Origin of the sequence: Dyella monticola (assembly GCF_003363155.1) — a bacterium.
Lineage (GTDB): Bacteria > Pseudomonadota > Gammaproteobacteria > Xanthomonadales > Rhodanobacteraceae > Dyella_B > Dyella_B monticola.
Window position 1 is genome coordinate 80,978 of record NZ_QRBE01000002.1, and the last position, 18,965, is coordinate 99,942.

16 protein-coding genes are annotated in these 18,965 nt (G+C 57.8%); 11 read left to right on the forward strand and 5 right to left on the reverse strand.

The features are described from left to right. From DWU98_RS04230 to DWU98_RS04280, 11 genes are all read left to right on the forward strand, one after another. Positions 1 to 507, forward strand: a complete 507-nt coding sequence (locus DWU98_RS04230) for an NUDIX hydrolase (protein WP_115494258.1) — start codon at positions 1 to 3, stop codon at positions 505 to 507. Beyond that, a complete protein-coding gene (locus DWU98_RS04235; RefSeq protein WP_230474677.1) occupies positions 504 to 1,652 on the forward strand; it encodes a DegT/DnrJ/EryC1/StrS family aminotransferase in 1,149 nt (382 codons plus the stop codon). The genes DWU98_RS04230 and DWU98_RS04235 overlap by 4 nt, the downstream gene beginning before the upstream one ends. Continuing rightward, the gene (locus tag DWU98_RS04240) at positions 1,639 to 2,988 is read left to right on the forward strand and encodes an NAD(P)/FAD-dependent oxidoreductase (protein WP_115494259.1); all 1,350 of its coding nucleotides are present in this window, start codon (positions 1,639 to 1,641) and stop codon (positions 2,986 to 2,988) included. The genes DWU98_RS04235 and DWU98_RS04240 overlap by 14 nt, the downstream gene beginning before the upstream one ends. Beyond that, the gene (locus tag DWU98_RS04245) at positions 2,985 to 3,680 is read left to right on the forward strand and encodes an HAD family hydrolase (protein ID WP_115494260.1); all 696 of its coding nucleotides are present in this window, start codon (positions 2,985 to 2,987) and stop codon (positions 3,678 to 3,680) included. The genes DWU98_RS04240 and DWU98_RS04245 overlap by 4 nt, the downstream gene beginning before the upstream one ends. Positions 3,681 to 3,700: 20 nt before the next feature. Then, on the forward strand, positions 3,701 to 4,804 hold the full coding sequence (locus tag DWU98_RS04250; RefSeq protein ID WP_230474678.1) for a fatty acid desaturase family protein: 1,104 nt from the start codon (positions 3,701 to 3,703) through the stop codon (positions 4,802 to 4,804). Next, a complete protein-coding gene (gene mtnP / locus DWU98_RS04255) occupies positions 4,801 to 5,691 on the forward strand; it encodes an S-methyl-5'-thioadenosine phosphorylase (protein WP_115494262.1) in 891 nt (296 codons plus the stop codon). Before DWU98_RS04250 ends, mtnP begins: the two co-directional genes overlap by 4 nt. A 14-nt stretch (positions 5,692 to 5,705) precedes the next feature. Continuing rightward, the gene (gene nudK, locus DWU98_RS04260; RefSeq protein WP_115494263.1) at positions 5,706 to 6,281 is read left to right on the forward strand and encodes a GDP-mannose pyrophosphatase NudK; all 576 of its coding nucleotides are present in this window, start codon (positions 5,706 to 5,708) and stop codon (positions 6,279 to 6,281) included. Then, on the forward strand, positions 6,278 to 7,219 hold the full coding sequence (locus tag DWU98_RS04265; protein ID WP_115494264.1) for an extracellular solute-binding protein: 942 nt from the start codon (positions 6,278 to 6,280) through the stop codon (positions 7,217 to 7,219). The genes nudK and DWU98_RS04265 overlap by 4 nt, the downstream gene beginning before the upstream one ends. 44 nt (positions 7,220 to 7,263) lie before the next feature. Beyond that, positions 7,264 to 8,007: an HAD family hydrolase gene (locus DWU98_RS04270; protein WP_115494265.1), complete on the forward strand. Its 744-nt coding sequence runs from the start codon at positions 7,264 to 7,266 to the stop codon at positions 8,005 to 8,007. Beyond that, positions 7,997 to 9,232 (forward strand): MFS transporter, encoded by a 1,236-nt coding sequence (locus DWU98_RS04275; RefSeq protein WP_158544957.1) that lies wholly within the window; start codon positions 7,997 to 7,999, stop codon positions 9,230 to 9,232. Before DWU98_RS04270 ends, DWU98_RS04275 begins: the two co-directional genes overlap by 11 nt. A 121-nt stretch (positions 9,233 to 9,353) precedes the next feature. Beyond that, on the forward strand, positions 9,354 to 10,874 hold the full coding sequence (locus tag DWU98_RS04280) for a glycosyltransferase (protein WP_158544958.1): 1,521 nt from the start codon (positions 9,354 to 9,356) through the stop codon (positions 10,872 to 10,874). Positions 10,875 to 11,772: 898 nt separating this feature from the next. Here the strand turns inward: DWU98_RS04280 and DWU98_RS21615 are convergent. From DWU98_RS21615 to DWU98_RS04315, 5 genes are all read right to left on the reverse strand, one after another. Continuing rightward, on the reverse strand, positions 11,773 to 12,897 hold the full coding sequence (locus tag DWU98_RS21615; protein ID WP_147293209.1) for a hypothetical protein: 1,125 nt from the start codon (positions 12,895 to 12,897) through the stop codon (positions 11,773 to 11,775). Positions 12,898 to 13,001: 104 nt separating this feature from the next. Next, the gene (locus DWU98_RS04295; protein WP_147293210.1) at positions 13,002 to 13,202 is read right to left on the reverse strand and encodes a hypothetical protein; all 201 of its coding nucleotides are present in this window, start codon (positions 13,200 to 13,202) and stop codon (positions 13,002 to 13,004) included. Positions 13,203 to 13,555: 353 nt separating this feature from the next. Further along, on the reverse strand, positions 13,556 to 14,617 hold the full coding sequence (locus DWU98_RS04300) for a hypothetical protein (protein WP_115494271.1): 1,062 nt from the start codon (positions 14,615 to 14,617) through the stop codon (positions 13,556 to 13,558). Positions 14,618 to 15,027: 410 nt separating this feature from the next. Next, positions 15,028 to 16,749 carry a family 16 glycosylhydrolase gene (locus tag DWU98_RS04305; protein WP_268990230.1) on the reverse strand — a complete coding sequence of 574 codons (1,722 nt, stop codon included), beginning with the start codon at positions 16,747 to 16,749 and terminating at the stop codon, positions 15,028 to 15,030. A 1,245-nt stretch (positions 16,750 to 17,994) separates the two neighbouring features. Next, on the reverse strand, positions 17,995 to 18,813 hold the full coding sequence (locus DWU98_RS04315; protein ID WP_115494274.1) for a dicarboxylate/amino acid:cation symporter: 819 nt from the start codon (positions 18,811 to 18,813) through the stop codon (positions 17,995 to 17,997). Positions 18,814 to 18,965 lie beyond the last annotated feature (152 nt).

The window sequence follows — 18,965 nt, forward strand, 5'->3', positions numbered from 1 at the left end:
ATGTCTGCCAAGCCACATCTCAAAAAACATTTCACGGCATCGGCCTTCGTCTTGAAGGCCGAACGGCAAGTTTTGCTCCTGAAGCATAAGAAGCTTGGGGTGTGGCTGTACCCCGGCGGTCATATCGAAGCGGACGAAACGCCCGACGCCGCGGTGTTGCGCGAAGTGCTTGAAGAAACCGGCCTCGTTGCCACATTTCTCAATGCGAGGGACAGGAAGCTCGACGACGAGGCCGCCGATGTAGCGGCGCTGCATGTTCCTTACCGGATTCTTTGCGAGCTGATCAACGATCCCAAAGATCCCCACTATCACATCGATCTCATCTACCTGTGTGAAGTGAAAGAGCAAGCCGACGAAAGTTGCGTGGACAACACCGAGATGGGCTTCTTCGATGAGGCGGCCCTGGAAGGCCTGGCGCTCTTTCCGAATTTTCGCGCTCTGGTCAAAGGCGTCTTCAGGGACGAGGCCATTTGGCAACGCGTGGACGAAAAGGTGGTGCCCCAATGAGCAAGGTCATGACGGGTGACGCCGGGTTGACGGACGCCGGCTTTCGGGCGGTCGCCGAGTTGTGCAGCCATCGCCAGTCGAATGATATCGATTACCTGGAGCGCGCGCTGGCGACGGGGCTGACGGGAACCTCGCCTATCGTGCTCGAGTTTGAACAGGCGATTGGTGCTGTTTACGGTGTGCCGCATGTGGTGGCCGTCTCCTCGGGAGCGGCCGCGGTGATGGCCGCACTCAAAGGGTTCGACTGGTCTCCGGGACAGGAGGTCGTTGTTTCTCCCACTTGTCCCATCTGCACGGTGCTGCCGTTGCTGCAGCATGGGCTGGTGCCGGTGTTCTGCGACGTCAGGCCAAACAGTTTCGGTTTGTGCCCTGATGATTTGGCTCGCCTGATATCGCCCAAGACGTGCGCGATTATCGAAGTGCCGATGTGGGGGTATCCGGTTGCCGTCGATGAGACCCAACGTATCGCCGCCGAGCATCGCATCCCCCTGGTGCTGGACCTGGCTCACGCACACATGACCAGTCTTCGCGGGCGATATCTTGCCCACTATGGCGACGTGGCCTGCTTTAGCACGCATGACTGCAAGTTCATGTCCACCGGCGAAGGCGGCTTCGTGATGTCGCAACATGAGGCAGTCGCATCACGCGTCAGGTCCTACACCCGGTTTGGCAATCTCGACGGCAAGAGCCCCGGCATCAACTTGAAAATGGGTGGCCTGCAGGCAGCGCTCGGCGCAGCGCGCGCGCCATTGTTGGAACAGCACCTGGCGATCCGCCAGGGCCACCGGCAGAAGCTCAAGGCATTGCTCGACAACGGCCACTTCCGTGAGCTGCCTGTCACACCAGGTGGCAGCCCCAGTGGCTATGCATTGTTGCTGCAGGCGATTGGACACGACGGCCGCGATCTGGTGCGCCACCAAGTCAGCCATGGAATACCTTCTGATATCCACAAGTATGACAATCGACCGTTGTACGAGTATCCGTTGCTGGCGAAGTACAGCCGGCATTGCCCCAACGCGACGTCGCTGTTGAGGTCACTGACTACGATCCCATTGCATCCGGATTTGTGCGAGGACGACCTCGTCCACATTGCACACGTACTCAACCGCTACCGATCGGAAAGTATCGAACATGCGTACACCTAAGACGGCCATCGTCATAGGCGGCAACATGATGGGCTGTCTTGCCGCCGAAGTGCTTTCCAAGCATCTCGATCGCGTGCTTGTGATTGAAAAGGGTGACTTCGACGACGAAACCGGGTATCGCAAGAGCGTTCCGCAGGAGCACCACGTGCATTTGCTGCTACTGCGTGGCAAGCAGATCTTTGAAAGCATCTTTCCTGGCTTCCTGGATGAGCTTGGTGAAGCAGGGGCCGAAATCGCTGACCTGGGCCACGACGTCAAGTGGTACCAATACGGGCGCTGGAAAAGCCGCTACAAGACCGGCATCAGCGCACACTACTGCAGCCGGCGCCTGATCGACAACGTTGTCCGCAAGCGGGCGCGCGCCAACGAGAAAGTGAAGGTGATCTCGTACGCGACGACGTATGGACTGTGCTACGACGGTACGCGAGTGAGTGGTGTCAAACTGCGTGTCGGTGGCAGTGAGCATGAGGAATTCGCCGACCTGGTGGTCGACGCCAGCGGTCGCGGCTCGCGGTCTTCGGAGTGGATCGGCGAGTTCTGCGGGGAGACGGAGTGCGTCCAGCAGGACCTGGTGGAAACCCGTCTGGGTTATGCGTCGCGCATCTACCGCAGGGACCCGAAATATCGGGATCTGTGGAAAGTCCTGCTGGTCCTGCCCAAGCCGCCGCAACAGCGCTGCATGGGCGTGATCAGCCCGATTGAAGGAGATCGGTGGCTGGTCACCACGGGCGGCTGGTTTGGTCGTTACCCCAAGCCGAACCCAGAGCAGTTCCTGGACTATCTCGGCCAGCTTCCCGTGCCCGACATCTACGAGATCATCCAGCAGGCCGAGCCGCTTTCCGAGGTCTTTGGCTTCGGCATGCCCGGCAGCCTGCACCGTCGCTTCGACTTGCTCAAGCGGTGGCCAGAGGGCTATTTCGTGCTTGGCGACGCGCTGTGCAGCCTCAACCCTCTATACAGCCAGGGCATGACGCTGTGCGCCCTGGAGGCGAACTGTCTTCGCAACATGCTTGGCGGTTTTCTGGTCGGAAGCATCAGCGCACACGAGATCCAGAAAGAAGTGAGCAAGGTGGTCGAGCCTGCCTGGAACATGGCGGCCGAGGAAGATCTCCGGTTTCCGGAAACCAGCGGTCATCGGACGCCCGCTGTTCGTCTGCGCCACTGGTATGGCATGGGCATAGGGCGGCTTTCGGCCAGGCATCGCTTGACGCTGAAGACGCAAGTCGGCGTCACCAACCTAGTCACGCCGCCTAGCCAGCTATTCCGCCCAGAGATCGTCGGCGGGTTGCTGCTCGACAAACTGACGATGTTCAAGCGCAACGAGGAGTGGCTATGAGGCAGCTCCTGCTTGATGCGCAACATATCGTCTTCGACTGGAATGGGACCCTGATCGACGACGTCGACCTGGCCGTCCGGGCGGTGAATCGGTGCTGCTGCCTCTACGGGCTGAACGCCATCAGCCGTGACGAGTATCGCAGCAAGTTTCGTTTTCCGATACGGGACTTTTACCGCGACCTGGGCTTCCAGGTGGAGAATCGACTCTTTGAAGACGTCATCAAGAACTACCTGAGCGTGTTCGATCGGGATGTCTTCCAGTGTGCCTTACACGAGGGAACCGTAACGTTGCTGGAAAAGCTTCTCGACGAAGGGAAAATCTTATCCATTTTATCAGCATCTCATCAATCCATTCTCACCGAAACCGTTAGCACTAAGGGGCTTGCGCGGTATTTCACGTACGTGGTCGGTCTTGGCGATAACCACGCGCACGGAAAATTGGGAATCGCCCGCGAGCTGCAGGATCGGTCAGGCATCGCTACGCACAGGACCCTTTACATCGGCGATACCCGTCACGATGCGGAAGTGGCCACGTCGATGGGTTGGTCCTTTTTGATGGTCAGGAGCGGCCATCAGGCCAGGAGGGAAGAGGGCAACGAAGCAGTTGACTCGTTGCAGGAAATTCTTGTCCACCTTCAAGAAAGCGAACATGCCAGCGCGCCTGGGCAACGCATGCGGGAGCTTGCGCCATGATACCGTCGACGATGTACGTGATGGAGGTGATCGGCACGCTTGTGGCGATCGACATCGCCTTGCGGCTGATTACGTGGGCCTACTATGCGGATGAGGAGCGCGTGCTGCAGATCCTGAACCTGCTGCCGCGGTCGATGGGGCCAAGGATGCCGTACTACAAGCGATTCGACGCGGTGCTCGCACCACTTCCTTTCTTGTGGACCTGGATCGAAATTTTTTTGATGGTATGGCTGGCCAACTATTTCGATCATGCCATCGTCTGGGGACTGGCCATCGTGATCATCGGCGGCCGGTTCAGGGCGCTGCAGGAGTTCGGCCACAATGCCGTGCATTTCGCGCTGTGCAAGTCGCATGCATGGCAATGGTTCTTGTCGGATTACTTTTATCAGTTTCCCGCTTTCAAGCGGGACATGCATAGCCGCCACGTCACTCATACCCGCGAGCATCACAAGAACCCGAACCATATGTCCCTTGATCCGAACCGGGCAAGGGTCCGGGACGGTGGCATGGCTTATCCGCTGACCGAGCGGCAATTTTACGCGCGCTTGCTCTATCCCCTGACACCCAGAGGGCTGAGGGTGAACATCACCACCATGCTTCGCAACAGCATGCTCAACCACAGCAAGACGACTACGGTGATCCGCTGCATCTGCCTGCTGCAGCTTGCGCTGACGTTCTTTGTGCTGGCCGGATGGAAGGGCGTCGTGCTTGGCTGGTTCGCTCCGCTGTTCACCACTTATGCGCTGTTTGCCTGGCTTGCACTGCTGGCAGAGCACCGCTGGTTCGTGAGCGGAAGCTTCGAGAATCGGCGCGAACTCGAATACCTGGCAGGCAGACCCACCGACTACAGCGGCTTCAGCGGCTGGATGGTCCGCATCCTGGTAAGCCCTACCTCCGATGCCTTCCATCTTGCGCATTCCTTGTATCCCGGCGTTCGCTGGAATTACCTGCCGGCGATAGACAGGATTCTCAAGATTACCGACTCCCGCTACACCGCCCACGCCAGCGAAGGTTTGATCTTTTCCAAACATGGCGCACCGTCCGCCTTGTCAGAGCTGCGCGACCGGTTGGTCATCCGTGAGTTGGAACAACACTCTTCTGGCGTGCAAGGAGTTGGTGGATGAGCTTACAGAGCAAGCAGCATCGTATCGGTGTCATCGGCGGAAGCGGCCTGCAAGGCTTGCAGGGGCTTGCGCACGTCGAACACATCGAGATCAAGACGCCGTACAGCGACACGCCGGTCAACATCACGACCGGGCAGCTCGGTGATGTTCAGCTCGCTTTTCTGCAACGGCATGGCGTGGGGCATCGCGTGCCTCCGGCATCGATCAATGTCCGGGCGAACATGGCGGCCCTCAAGCACATCGGCTGCCGGCAGGTGTTGTCGCTGAGTGCGGTCGGCAGCCTGGATGAAAACGTCGCGCCTGGGACCTTTGTGGTAGTCGACCAATTTATCGACCGCACGATCCAGCGGGAAAAGACCTACTTCGGTCCCGGCCTGGTGGGACATGTGCCGTTCGGCGATCCGACCTGCGCGCGCATGCGCGATGCACTGATCAACGTCTCACGCGAAAAGGCGCTTGCCTTGCGCATCAGCGGCACCTACGTAGTGATGGAAGGGCCGCAGTTTTCGACCAGGGCGGAATCGAATTTGTATCGTCAATGGGGTGGCACCATCATCGGCATGACGGGCATGCCCGAGGCCAAGCTCGCCCGCGAGGCGGAAATGTGCTACGCGATGGTGGCTATGGCCACCGACTACGATTGTTGGTTCTCCGGTGAACTGCCAGTGACGGCAAGCATGGTCAGCGAGCGCATGGCTAAGATTAGCGCCAGCGCCAATGCGCTGGTCGCGGACGCGGCAACCTATCTGTCCGGCGCCAACGGGGAGGACTGTCAGTGCGGCTGCCATCGCGCGCTAGACACGGCCATCATGACAGCACCGGAACATCGCGATCCAGAGATGCTTTCGCGCTTTGAATTCGTCGTTTCAAGAATCCGCCAGATCTAAAGAGAGAGGTTGGGATGAGTGAGCGAATTCGCAACATCAAAGTACAGCTGTTATCGGATAACTGGTACGTCCTGAAAAAAGCCACGTTTGAGTTCCAACGGCGCAACGGCACCTGGGAAACAACAAGCCGAGAAGCCTACGACCGCGGCAACGGTGCCACTATCCTTCTGTATAACACAACGCGTAATCGCGTCATTCTCACCAGGCAGTTCCGTTATCCCACTTTTGTAAATGGCAACCTAGATGGGATGCTTATCGAGGCCTGCGCGGGATTGCTCGACAATGACGATCCGGAAACCTGTATCCGGCGGGAAACCGAGGAAGAAACCGGCTATATCATAGACAGTGTGCGCAAGGTCTTTGAAGCGTACATGAGTCCGGGATCGGTAACGGAAAAGCTGTTCTTTTTCGTCGGTGAATATTCCGAACGGAACCAGACGAGCGACGGAGGCGGCGTAGATAGCGAAGATATCGAAGTGTTGGAGCTCGACTTCGCACAAGCCATGGCCATGGTTGAAAGCGGTGAAATCCGCGACGGAAAGACCATCATGTTGCTTCAATACGCAAAGCTGGCGGGGTTGCTAAAATGATCCATGCCGGTACCGACGATACGCTTGTCGCCTACAGCTCGATGGAAGATGGCGAGCTTGCCGACTATGTGAGTCAGATAGAGCGGGATAACCCGGACCTTCGCATCAAAGTGCTCAGGGTGTCCACGGCTGCGCTGCACGAGCGCATTCTTCAGGAGGGCGATACAGGGCAATGGGACATCATTTTCGGATGGTCGGTGACCAAGTTGCTCGACCCGAAGATTCAGACCTTGCTGGCTACCTTCGACAGCACGCAGCTGGATCTCCTGCCTCGGGAGGCACGGGGTGATCGCGGTAAGTGGTTCAGCCCGTCGGCGTTTGTGCCGGCGTTCTGTGTCAACGAAGCCAGGCTGAAAGAGAAAGGATTGCCGGTGCCGCGAAACTGGAATGATCTCGCCGAGCCGTACTACGGTGGCGAGATCGTGTTACCGGATCCCACCTACTCGGGCGCGGGATTCCTGCATGTGACGGCGTTGAACCAGAAGTCCGGCTCGGCGTATGTGGACTCGGTGTTCCGGCGTGTTGCCGATAGCAGGCCACGCGTGGTCAGGTCGGCGTTCGAGCCTTGCTCGGCTGTTCTCAACGGCGAAGCGGCCATTGGCGTCACGGTGTCTACGGCCGTATGCGGCCTGATGAATCAAGGCGTCGATGTGCGCATGGTGATTCCCTCCGATGCGGCTGCCTTCGAGCCGGAAGGTTTTGCCATCAGGGCGGGATCTAGGCGCCTGTCGCAGGCACAGCGCGCACTGGATTGGACGATGAGTTCTGCCGCCTGCGAAACCTACGGCCGGTATGGGAAGGTGGTGCTGAAGGACATCGATACACGCAGTCCTGAGGATGGCGATCCGCGCTTCCCTGCGATGACGGCGATCAATGCCGCCAAGGCGAACCAGGACCGTGACGCAATGTGCTCGGCATGGTCAAGGTTTTTCAACTGAACAGGGCGCGTTCGCGCCATCTTGCTGACCGAAGGTGGTTATCTATGTCTCAGAAAAAAACCACTGCGACGCTACTTTTCGATCTTGATGGAACCTTGGTCGATACGGATGTCCTTCATCTGAAGGCATACAACACACTCCTTCAAACATTCGACCGGCACATTGATGAGGACTATTACAAGACCTATGTGATGGGCTTTTCCAACGACGAGATCATGCGCAAGCTGTTCCCTGCCGAGAGCAGCAGCAAGCACGCGCAATACGCCAACCAAAAAGAGGAGATCGTCCGTTCCCTGTTTACCGATCTCACGCCGACCCCTGGATTACTGGAACTGCTGCAGCGTGCGGAGCTGTTCTGCTGTCGCATGGCGGTGGTGACCAATGCTCCGCGACAGAACGCGGAGCTGCTGCTAAGCGGACTCGGACTGCGGGATCGATTCAAGACGGTCGTCCTCGGCGAGGAGCTTGCCCATGGTAAACCGCACCCGCTGCCGTATTTGACTGCCCTGGAGCTTCTGGGCGCGCGCGCGGAAAGTGCTTTTGCCTTCGAGGATTCGTACTCGGGTGTAAAATCGGCGTCCTCCGCAGGCCTGCGCACTTTCGGCTTGCTGACGTCACTGCCGGAGTCGAAGTTACTTGAAGCCGGTGCGGTGCGCGCGATAGGGAATTTCCTCGATCCGATCATGCGCGCCATGCTCTATCCGCTGTTTGATGTGGAAGCGCCGGAACTAGACGAATACACCTGTGCGGACAGGAATGACCTGGCAGAGAGCGCACATGACGACTGACCCCGGCCACGCGCACGCGGGAAGCTTGCATGGTGCCGAGCGAATCGCGCGCTGGTCGGTGGTAGGAGCTTTTTGCGCATTCGGCATGATGTGGGGCATCTGTCACGTCGTGCTGGTCGATCTTCAAGAGGCGCTCAAGCTTTCCACTGGAGCGCTGGGCGCGGCCATGACCTTCGGCGTGTCGGCTTCGATCCCCAGCATGCTCATCAGCGGGCGTCTGGTCGATAAGCTCGGCCCGAGGGCGTTGATGGCCATGACGGCACTGCTTCTAGCAGCCGGCCTGCTGTGCTTTGCCCTGGCGAGAAACTATGTGACGTTTTGCGCTGGGATGGCGATTCTCTATGGATCGTCCGGTGCATACGACGTAGCCATCAACGCCGCGGCCATACATATCGAGCGCATCAACCAGCGACGCGTAATTGCTTATTTCCACGGCGCGTTCAGCGGCGTTGCTGCGATTTCGGGCCTTTCCGCCGGTTATCTGCTTTCCATTGCCGTTCCCTTCCGGTGGATCTACATAGGGCTTGCCGTGCTCATGCTCATGGTAAGCATACTAATCACCAGCAACCCCGTGCTTGCGCATGCCAAGGTATCGCCGCCGAAGCCGGCTGGCGGAAACTTCAGTGCGATCAAGCTGCTGCTGGTGCCGACGGTGCTGCTGGTCGCGGCGATTACCACCTTGAGCTTCCTATCGGAGAACGCGCTCCAGACTTGGTCGAGCATCTATTTGCGCATTTCGCTTGGCGTTCCTGTGCTGGTCGGATCGATCGGGCCGGCCGGCGTATACGCAGCCATGTCGCTCGGGCGCTTTATTACCGGATATGTCGTGACGCGTCTTGGCAGGTGCGCGTTGCTGCGTATCTCCGGTGTACTTACCGCGCTGGGCATGGTCATCGCGCTGTCCAGCACGACTCCGTGGATCGTGATTGCCGGCTTCCTGTTCTGCGGCGTGGCCCAGTCAGGCATTGCGCCGGTGGCGTATTCGATCGGTGGCGACGTTGCGCCGGACAAGGCCGGGCAGGTGACGTCGATTATTACAACCATCAGTTACACGGGTTTCCTGAGCGGTCCTGCACTCATTGGTGGGTTGGCCGAGTTTTACGGATTGAGGTTTGCGCTCGGCTTAGTGATCGTGGGTGGCGTTCTCATCTCGATACTGGCGCTTTACATCAAGGAGCCAAAGCCAGTGCAACAAAGCCTGTCCAGCTACGCGCTCGAATCCTAGCGGCCGGACGGGCAGGTCTCGATACGTCGATGCCTCGTTCACCACGTGATGGTGGAACGCTCCGACGCTCATCGCTTTGTCTGGTTATTCATCGTCAATGATTGTTGCCGGGAGGTCATCGATGTCATCCATCACGGAAGTCAGCCTTCGCTCTGCGCCATTTGACTGCTTTTCGAGCCTGATCGGGTCCGGTGGCGTGAGAGAGATCGCAGAGCTCGCAAAGCGCGCCTCGGGTCAGTTACATGGCCGGACGTGGTGGCATATCAATTCAACTTCGCGCGGCGGCGGCGTGGCGGAAATGCTGCAGTCGCAGCTGGCATATGCGCGCGGACTGGGCATCCATACGCGTTGGCTCGTGCTTGGCGGACGTGCAGATTTCTTCAAGATCACCAAGCGCATGCACCATGCTTTTCACGGTGCGCTTGGCGATGGATCCGACCTGGGAGAAAAAGAACGGATCATCTACGAAGCGACGCTCAAGGAAAACATTCCGCAACTTCTCGTCCTCATTAAGCCCGGGGACATTGTGCTTCTGCACGACCCGCAGAGCGCGGGGTTGGCGCCGGCACTGGTCAAGCACGGGGCCACGGTTCTCTGGCGCAGCCACATCGGCGCTGATGTGGTGAATGAACATACGGATCTGGCCTGGGATTTCGTCGGGCCTTACTTGAGGCACGTTTTTGCAACGGTGTTTTCCAGAAAGGAATACATCCCGGAGTTTCTAAAGTCGCAACGCAGCTTTGTCATTACGCCTTCCATCGACGCGTTCTCACCCAAGAATCAGGATATGGATGAGAAAACGGTCAAATCCATCCTTGTCCATACTGGCTTGATACGCGGCGAAGCAACGGCGGAAGTGTTGCCGCACTTCACGCGAGAGGACGGGACGCCTGCGCTGGTCACATCCAAAGCCGACATCGTCCGTGAGGGTGCGGGTCCAGGTTGGGAGACGCCGCTGATCGTGCAGGTGTCGCGTTGGGACCCGCTGAAGGATCCGGTCGGGGTCATTCGTGGGTTTGTCAATCTCATCCTCCGCGTTGTTTCCGTTGACGCTCATTTGGCGCTTGTGGGGCCTGATGTCACGTCGGTTGCGGATGATCCGGAAGGGCGTGCCGTACTCGACAGCGTGATCGGCGCCTGGAAGTTGTTGCCCTCACCCATCAGACAGCGCATTCATCTCGTGTCCTTGCCGATGGAGGACCGAGAGGAAAATGCCGCCATCGTCAACGCCATACAGCGGCACGCCGCGATCATCGTGCAAAAGAGCCTGAAGGAAGGCTTCGGCCTTACCGTGACCGAAGCCATGTGGAAAGGACGTCCGGTGGTGGCGAGTGCCGTTGGCGGCATCCAGGACCAGATTGTTCATGGCCAGCACGGACTATTGCTGACCGATCCCCATGACGAGCTCGCCTTTAGCGAAGCGCTCGAGAAACTTAGCCATGATCAATGCCTGGCGACACAGCTGGGGGTTCAGGCGACGGAGCGCGTGCGCGACCTGTTCCTGGCCTCCTATCACCTCAAGCAGTACGCCCGCGTCCTGGATGCGATTGATTCGGCGCAAGAGGTTCAGGTGCCGGCCAACGGGGCAAGCCATCCTTCGCAAGAAGTCGTGGATGAGATGCGGTCGCCGGTCAATGGATGAGTGGCGCGCATAGTCGGTGCCGGTCGATGACGCATGGATCATTTCTGCAAAGGGGCAGCCACGGGTTTACAAATACAAGAGCTCATCCGTAAGAAGCATCTGCTTCCGTAGTGGGGAGGGTTGCGCCACGTGTATCGATTCGACCCGCGCGCCAATCGCCTGAATAAACAGAAAGGGTTCAAAGTGCTAAAGGGGCTTCGTCGGACGACGGAAGACCAGTGGGTGAAGTCGAACTCAGCGGCACCCATGCCGATCAAACGCGGTCCTGTCAAAATCATTGTCAACAAGACGACGCGACGACAGGTAGCGAAGGAAATCGCTTAGGGTTCCGACATAGACAGTTGTTTTCGTATCTGCACATTCCAGGCTTGCACGCGAAGCTTTATCTACGTGCCAAGGTGCTTTGAGAGCCGAAGAGACGATCAAGTTCTTATGCCCGTTTCCGATCGACAGCAGACATTGAAGATTCCGCAAAGATAGGGGAATAACTTGCCTTATTGTCTTCGAGCATTGATCGGACGCCACGACGGCGTGCCGAGGATTGGTTGGTATGCGGATGTTGCGGGCGATAACGTTCGCTTCCGAACTAAAGCAAACATCGGTGATTCAGATAACCTGTCAGACTGAGCTGATGGCGTTGATGAGCGTTCAATGCGTTGAAGAGTGGCGAGTTTGATGCGCTCGCGCTGTTGGCCAAAGCGGCACTCTCGGCTACATGATCAGCTGCAACCCATGCTTGCCATGCAAGCATGGGGCGAGATGTGCACGAAAGGCGACTTTAGAAAGTGCAGCTACTTGCGGAATCGGAGGAAGACGAGAAGTTATCAGGAGCAGATCAGGTCGGCCTCTCCACACTATGCCTAGCTTGTAAAGGTCATGCTGCTCCTAGGAGCGTCGATCACTGATGACCATTTTGCTCCCCAAGATTTGGGCATGATGCGGTGCCGATTAGCGCCTTGAAGTCGATAAGATATGTAGTGCTGGCCATCGACTCTTTGACGTAAAGCTTGTTGTCTGACGGGAACACGACCCGCAGTTCTTTTGACTGTGACGGATGTTGCGTGTCGACGATCGACTCCGGCACTCCGTCATGCACGGCGCTGTTGAAGAGCAGGACCGTACATGGCCGCTCATCGGTCGCGGTCGAGAGTAAGGCGAACGATGCTAGGCGCGCACCCAAGGGCGGAATCATTCCGATAAAACCGAGGAGAAAGAGGGCCAAGCAAACGGCATGCTTAAGGATATTTGGGTACCAGCCCTGGGTCACACGCCACGCCACCCAAATTTGAAATGCTGTAGCTGCAATCATGATCGCGGCGAATGCCACCCCGCGCGTGGCTACATCCAGCGTTGTCAACGTTACAATCGAATTGAGCAGAGCGTACATTGCCCAAAATGCCACTAAGGCTTGGAGGATGAGGCTGAATAGCAGTGTGCTGTAGAAGCTCGTGCTCGCAGGATTTGGCTCATTTAAAGCACAGCGAAGAGCTGGTTGCGCCGAGACAGTCTGAAACAAAATGATAGCGAACAAGACAAGCAGTCCGGCCCATAATGGTGTGTCCGGCCAGATACTGTCCCAAGCGATGACGACCGTCCAGGCCACAGCGGATAGCACTCCCATTCCCACCCAATAGAATCGGATGATGCGGGCTGTACGCTGGCCTCCAGGATCGGCAGCTGACGCGGAGTCAACCGGAAAGCACAACTGAGCCAAGCTTGTTGAATTCTTGCGAAGGGGATGGGTGAGCACCATGGCCGGACCAGCGACCCCAGTGACTATGCATCCTACGGCCATGCACACGATGGCTGCCAATGATGGCAGAGCAGTTAGCATGTTGCTGCTAGTGAAACCGATGGGCAATTTAAACTCATGTCGAAAATCAGACCACAGCAGCGCAGCTATGCTGATGGCAATGCCTGCCAGTGGCGCGGCACGTTTGGCCATCCAAGCAAGGAGGCGGGACACCAAGCCGAATGGGGTGATGGTTGGGATCTCAAGTTGTTCGGCGGCTTCTTTTAGCACAACGTCGTCCTTGTTCCATTGAGTATTGCAGTACCTACGGCTGCGACCGCCATTGGGACACACCACACATCGACGATAGCAGCCTTATGGATTCCAACTTGGTCTTAGAAAGAAGGGTCGCACGACAGATCAGGAAATAAACGGCCTCTGATCTCGGCAACAATGCTGTCTATCGCATCGATCGCCTCCTCCAGCGAAGCATAAGGCCCAAATATCTCCTCAGGCAGGCCGGGAAATCGAACGACTATCCAGTAGTCTCCCTTTTCATCGGACTCGACGCTAACGTCAAACTGTCGACGATTCATCGCGAACTCCCTGTGGTGCCGTTCGGGGATATCGGCCGCGCGACCGGTTACTTGAGGGGTGCAGTTCGGCTTGAATGCTGGCCAGGCCAAATGGGTATCGCAGCCGGCATATAGATGGGCGCACGAACCCGCGACGTTCGTTCAGATTGGGCGTTACTCAAAGGGGAGGCCGCGGTCCGCGCGTTGGCTGATGCAAACCATGAACGCGAGTAACAAAAGTGGAACACGGACAAGGCGATTAGCTTGTGTTATCGGGGGTAGGTGGGGCGCGGCTTTCGATTCCAAACAAGCATTTGAGCGCTTGATGGGACCCAGGCCACGTTACGGCATGCCCGCGACGGCCGGCCAAACGGTCACGCGTGGCCTGGAAGGGCAGGGGTGACTGTTTGCGGCGTATCACCGGGGGTGACCTCGGGTCGCGCGCGCTCCGTGGTGGCGGGCGGCTTCCCGGCGTCCACCCTGTGGGTGGCTTCTCCCGGAACAGCTACCGGCGTGGCATCGGGACGGCGCAACTGGCTGAGCTCCCCGCGCAAGGCCGCCACTTCACGCTGTAGGGTTTGGCTGTCTGAATGGGTATGCTGGTCGAGCGCACGGATTTCTGGCGCCAGCGTAGGCGCTGGCGGATGTGCTGCGTAATGACCCAAGATCGTCTGGGCTACAATGACCAAGGCGCCACTGAAGCCCACTTGGAGAATCCAGCGCCCACTGGTGCATGTATGTTCCCAAAGTCGGCTGGACGACCACACGCGTTCGTAGTGTGTCGCATTCGACGCTTTTGTCAGCTCGGGGCGGCAGCACCAGCGACTGTAGTTGAGCCAGCGGACCCGTTGGCGCGTCCACCAGGATGGGCAGCCATCAATCCAATTAACCTGCATGTACGAGCGAAGGATACGCCAGTGCCGAGCTACCCGACGATCGGTCAGCTTGGTCGCATCGCGGAGAGTTTCCAGCGCCACCGCCTGCTCGGGAATCGTCTTCAACGGGCGAGGGAACACAAGCTCCACGCGCACCTGACCGGAGGGCAGCAGGCGGTAGCTCAACCCCAAGTTCCGTTGTTGGGCCGGTTCCATTTCATCCGAGCCGATGTACGTTTGTACAAGGACACCCAGCGCCACGATGAACGGAGCTCGGGTATTCTGTTGACCTAACACGTACACCGTCGGCGATTCGTAGTAGGCACGTAAGCCATAGTGCTGGAGTAGGTACGCGACCCGATCATCATCATCAGCTTCGCGCTTAGCTGTATCCTGGAAGCGCTGCACGGCATTTCGCTCGAAGACATCAAACGCCTTCTTCGCGGCTTCGCGTTGCCCGAACATTGTTTGGTGGGGCGTGGCGTCCTCTGTCGTCGCTGTCGCCTCAACGCTTGATTGCGCGGCGTCCGTACCGGCGCCATCCCCCATGCTGCTGACCATCCTTCGCTCCTGCCGTGTTCCGCGTAGTGGCCATCGCCCACTCGTGAATATTTACTACAGCCGGAGCTGTAGTACGTCTTCCTTAATGGTAATGCCGGTCAGGGGGCACGTACATTTGCCCTTCTCGGCATGCCTTGGAAGCGCAGTTTCGTCATGTACCGACTCGACGCCAAGCGGTCCGGCGCTCGGTGACCGCCACCTAATCGCGGCTGTTGTCCTATTGCTTGCACGCCGGCGCTGCTTTAGAAAACGGCTTAAAAGACCGCATGCTAGAGCGACGTACAAATGGAACCGAGTGATGGATTCCACTGTGTGCCGCAGTTTGCGATGTCTGCCATCAAAATGTGGCTGGCGCTGACTGTCATGTCGTTGCAGGGTTTGTGATGGAGTTATTTCCAGAGCGCGAATCGCTAGAAAACCGCTATACCCAGACGCGGGGCAGAATGATTGGCCCGTGTTATCGGGGGTATCCCCAGGCAAGTTCCTTTGCACGATATGATCAAGCGAAGCCACCGCTCGACAGCACTTTTGTACGCGCATTGGGCCCATACGGACACACGTCTGAAGATTGCTGAAGCGGGCAGGGCGTTGTCGTCCATGGTCCCGGCGAGTTCCTCGGAACGCGGCGCCCACAGGTTGGCATGTACGCGCATGGGTAGGTGCGGCAGCGGCGTAGGGTCCCATCCCGCCCGTTTATGAACCACTTTGCCGTCCACCGACCACGCAATGTAGCCCGGTCGCCAGTCGATCGAGTAGTGATGAACTTCCAACGTCGCATCGAACCCAAGCTCAATGCGGTATGGAGCGCCACGATAGCCATAGGCCATGGTTGCCCCATCGTCACCAGGATTGAAATAGACATTGACCAGCATGCCTGTAGGGTCGCCGCCCATAAGTTCGATATCGATCTCTTGGCGGGGCTGACTTCGATGCAAGAAAAATCCGGTGACTAGACCAGGTCCCGAAGCTGCTTTGATCTCCGCTTCGAAGCGCCCGTGCTCAAAGACCTCAACGGAGGCGAACGCGCCAGAGCGGTAACGTTTTCCATTCCCAACGCTGCGCTTGCTCATAGTGAGGCGAAGCCCTTCGTGCAGGTGTACCACGCCTTCCATCTCGAACGAGGCTCGATTCCCCGGGAACGTTTCGACGAGTACCCGAAACGGAGAGCCGCCCGTCGCTGTGGTCGTATCCGCCAGACATTGTCCACCAGCCGCTGCCACTTCAGCGCCATGGGGCGATGGTCGCCAGTTGCTTTGTGGTGGTAGGACCCAAGGCGAAGGATCCAGTCGATGTGCTTTCCGTCGGGATGAAACAGCATGGGCGCGCCTCGCAGCGACAGGGCGGTCATCCCTGAAGACGCGTAAGCCACGTGCTGCGCCCACGGGGAATGCCTCGGCAGGCTGGTTGAGCCCAAGGAAGGCGCACAAGTCCAACCATCGGTCACCGCTTGGCCTGTGCTTTGAAAGGATAAGCGTTCGCGCGTGCGGCAGACGCTCGAGCCCGCCAGTGAAAGGCGGCGCCAGCTCCAACAGAAACTTGGCCTCGGTATTTGCGATGATGCTTGACAGGACGCCTGGGGCGAGTGGGGGATCCACGATTGCGTCGAAGGTTCCAAGCAAGAAAGGGAGGTCGTTCACTTGGATGTTTTCCTCATCGCCGTCATACACTCGCACGCGTAGTCCAAGCATCGACAGCGCCATGGCGAGCCGTCGCTGCAATATCACGGGAGAACACAAGGCGAGCGCGCCTAACGCTTCGAAGCGAAAATTCATCCAGAGATCGACCGGGCCGATCACGGGCATGGCTCGCAACAAGGCCGCGGCGCCTTCTCGAGAGAGGACGTAGCCAGAAAGAAACCACAAACCTCGCAGCGGTCGGAACACGACGTCATCCAGATTGATTCGCTCCGCGCTGCCATCGGCATCGGCGTAGGACAAATAGATGAATTTAGGGCCTCCGATGGCTGCGCAGTGGCGGAGGGCGGCGCTCCAGCCCCGATCGATGATCTTGGCGGCGCCGCGCTTGAACCAGATTTCATCTTCGAGTACGAGCACGTATTCGTCAGCGCCGGCCGCGATGGTTTTCCACACCTCCACGTGGGACCTCGCAACGGCGACCTCCTGACGCGTCATTCGTACCGTTTCGTCTACTCCGAAGCAGGCCAACAGCCGAGGGTCGGGCTGGACGTGAAGTTGGTCTCCGATGCGATAAATCGTGTCGACATCCTAATTCGAATTGGCTCGGAATGGGCCTTTGGTTAAGTCTCGCCCAATTTCCTGAAAGAAACTCACAGCTTTATGCGGGCGACGCGCACCGAACCGAATTCGCGGCACATTGTTGGCCAAATACCGGGGCAACTTATTGGCGCTTCGATCGTCGCCGCGCCATCAAGCTCGTAAATTCCGAGGCAGTTTGTAGGTAGCTCCGGCGAGAATGCGGCAAAATGCGGCAAGTTGTTGGTCGATCTACGACTATGCGGCAGTTTGTTGGCTGCTAGGAGGCGGTTTATTGGTCGCTACGGGGGCAGTTTGTCGTTTTTAGACAACAGCTTTAGTTGGGGAACCTGAAACCGACAGTTGGGATACCTCAACGAACCCTAAATTGCGCATAATGTATATTATGTAAAATTTGGAAAAAGGTTGGCACGCGACTTGCTGCATGGATCGCTCGTTTACACGGAACTGCACTGCCTGCCGCATTGAACTATGCGCTGTAACCGCGGAGTTAATGCTGTTTCTCCGCCAACAACTATGTTCCCTGCCGGTCAGCCGCGAACAACCATGTGGAGAAGCGACCATTGGCGCAAACAACGATGCGCGTTCTTGAGCACGAGACGTGTCATTACTGCAATGGTTACGACCAACTGTCGATTTCAGCGGGTTTGCCAGGTGTGGCAGGTGAGGTACACACCAGGGCTACCGATTTCCGATTGGCAATGGCCATTAACGTCGCTCTTGATGCAGCCCCTACAACCTCTGAATCTTTGCTCGCGACACTAACGACATCGCCAGCCTCAAGCAACGTAGTCGCAAAAGCAAAAGCTCCTATGCCGAAGTTCGTGCACCATGTGACTTTCCGACCCAGCGATCTGCCTCCCTCTTTCGGCGCAATTCTTTCGAAACGATGAGCCAATCACGTGCCTAACCGTTATGGACGTCGCGGGCGTGGACCTTGAAAATCGTTGTTCGATTCAGACGCAAACCATTGAGCTAGTTCCGGCTTGTCCTCGAATACCTTTGCTTCGCTCAAAATCTGACTGGCTCTTTGCCGTTGCTTAGGGGACATGCCGTCCATGTGGCCTATCAGGGTCCGCAACTCGTTGAGCTCGTCTTTATTGAGCGAAAAAAGGACGCGCGACTCGACCCCGAAGATGAGCGCTAGTACGTCGTTACGTAACACTCCAGGTCGGGCCGAGGCGCCAAGAACCCACCCCAGCACCTTGCTGATGTCACCACCTTGCGTGATAGGTCTGAAGATATCGATGAGAGAATTGTGGGCACCCATGTCGGGTGGATAATGCCGATACCGTGGATACATATGGAGCTGCTGAGCGCCGAAAAGATGGCCAGCGGCGCCGTCTTCATGACGTAGTCGGTAATCTTGAACATCACCGCCGTCAATTGCTCAAACAACTCCACCAGCCGCTCGGCACGATCTTTGAGCGAGGCCGCTGCTGTACCCAGCAAGATCGAGAACACGACGATTTGCAGGATCTCATTGCCAGCCATAGCCCCCACAATGGAGCGTGGCACCAGGTGCGTGACGAATTCAGCCACGGAGAAATTTGTTACATCAACATCGCGTGCCGCAACGGGTAATGCGTGCGCAAACGCGGGCTCGGCATGCAGCGCCGCCCCCGGTTTAAGCCAGCGAGCCATGCTTAGTCCGACCATCAAAGACAAGCAGGACGCTCCCACAAACCAGATCATCGCTTTCAGGCCCATGCGCCCGATTTCGGACGCCCCGCTCATGCGCGCAATGCCCGATACCAGGGACGCGAGCACCAAGGGCGCAATGATCATCCTGATGAGCCGAAGGAAGATATCCGTGATAATGGAAAGATCGGCGGCCACCGCGGTGGCCTGCTGAGGCGCCAGCAACGCGTTGCATGCCCAGCCGACGCCAACGCCGCACACCGTGGCCCCCACAAGGAAACCGGTAAATCCCCTATTCTGCTGCCACGCCGCTACGGTCATTGGCTCTCACATTCCCGATGCGTGGACCGAGCGTAGCGCATTGGACCGTTCAGATGGCTGGACATCGTATGCTCGTAAACGATCGCCAATGAATGTGGGTTCGACATTCGAAAGAACGTTTTAAAAAAAATGACCGCCATGGCCTTCCATGC

Excerpts from the sequence above, each read along its gene's own strand:
- DWU98_RS04230 (WP_115494258.1), top strand. The coding sequence starts at position 1 with ATGTCTGCCAAGCCACATCTCAAAAAACATTTCACGGCATCGGCCTTC.
- DWU98_RS04235 (WP_230474677.1), top strand. The coding sequence starts at position 504 with ATGAGCAAGGTCATGACGGGTGACGCCGGGTTGACGGACGCCGGCTTT.
- DWU98_RS04240 (WP_115494259.1), top strand. The coding sequence starts at position 1,639 with ATGCGTACACCTAAGACGGCCATCGTCATAGGCGGCAACATGATGGGC.
- DWU98_RS04245 (WP_115494260.1), top strand. The coding sequence starts at position 2,985 with ATGAGGCAGCTCCTGCTTGATGCGCAACATATCGTCTTCGACTGGAAT.
- DWU98_RS04250 (WP_230474678.1), top strand. The coding sequence starts at position 3,701 with ATGGAGGTGATCGGCACGCTTGTGGCGATCGACATCGCCTTGCGGCTG.
- mtnP (WP_115494262.1), top strand. The coding sequence starts at position 4,801 with ATGAGCTTACAGAGCAAGCAGCATCGTATCGGTGTCATCGGCGGAAGC.
- nudK (WP_115494263.1), top strand. The coding sequence starts at position 5,706 with ATGAGTGAGCGAATTCGCAACATCAAAGTACAGCTGTTATCGGATAAC.
- DWU98_RS04265 (WP_115494264.1), top strand. The coding sequence starts at position 6,278 with ATGATCCATGCCGGTACCGACGATACGCTTGTCGCCTACAGCTCGATG.
- DWU98_RS04270 (WP_115494265.1), top strand. The coding sequence starts at position 7,264 with ATGTCTCAGAAAAAAACCACTGCGACGCTACTTTTCGATCTTGATGGA.
- DWU98_RS04275 (WP_158544957.1), top strand. The coding sequence starts at position 7,997 with ATGACGACTGACCCCGGCCACGCGCACGCGGGAAGCTTGCATGGTGCC.
- DWU98_RS04280 (WP_158544958.1), top strand. The coding sequence starts at position 9,354 with ATGTCATCCATCACGGAAGTCAGCCTTCGCTCTGCGCCATTTGACTGC.
- DWU98_RS04295 (WP_147293210.1), bottom strand. The coding sequence starts at position 13,202 with ATGAATCGTCGACAGTTTGACGTTAGCGTCGAGTCCGATGAAAAGGGA.
- DWU98_RS04300 (WP_115494271.1), bottom strand. The coding sequence starts at position 14,617 with ATGGTCAGCAGCATGGGGGATGGCGCCGGTACGGACGCCGCGCAATCA.
- DWU98_RS04305 (WP_268990230.1), bottom strand. The coding sequence starts at position 16,749 with ATGACGCGTCAGGAGGTCGCCGTTGCGAGGTCCCACGTGGAGGTGTGG.
- DWU98_RS04315 (WP_115494274.1), bottom strand. The coding sequence starts at position 18,813 with ATGACCGTAGCGGCGTGGCAGCAGAATAGGGGATTTACCGGTTTCCTT.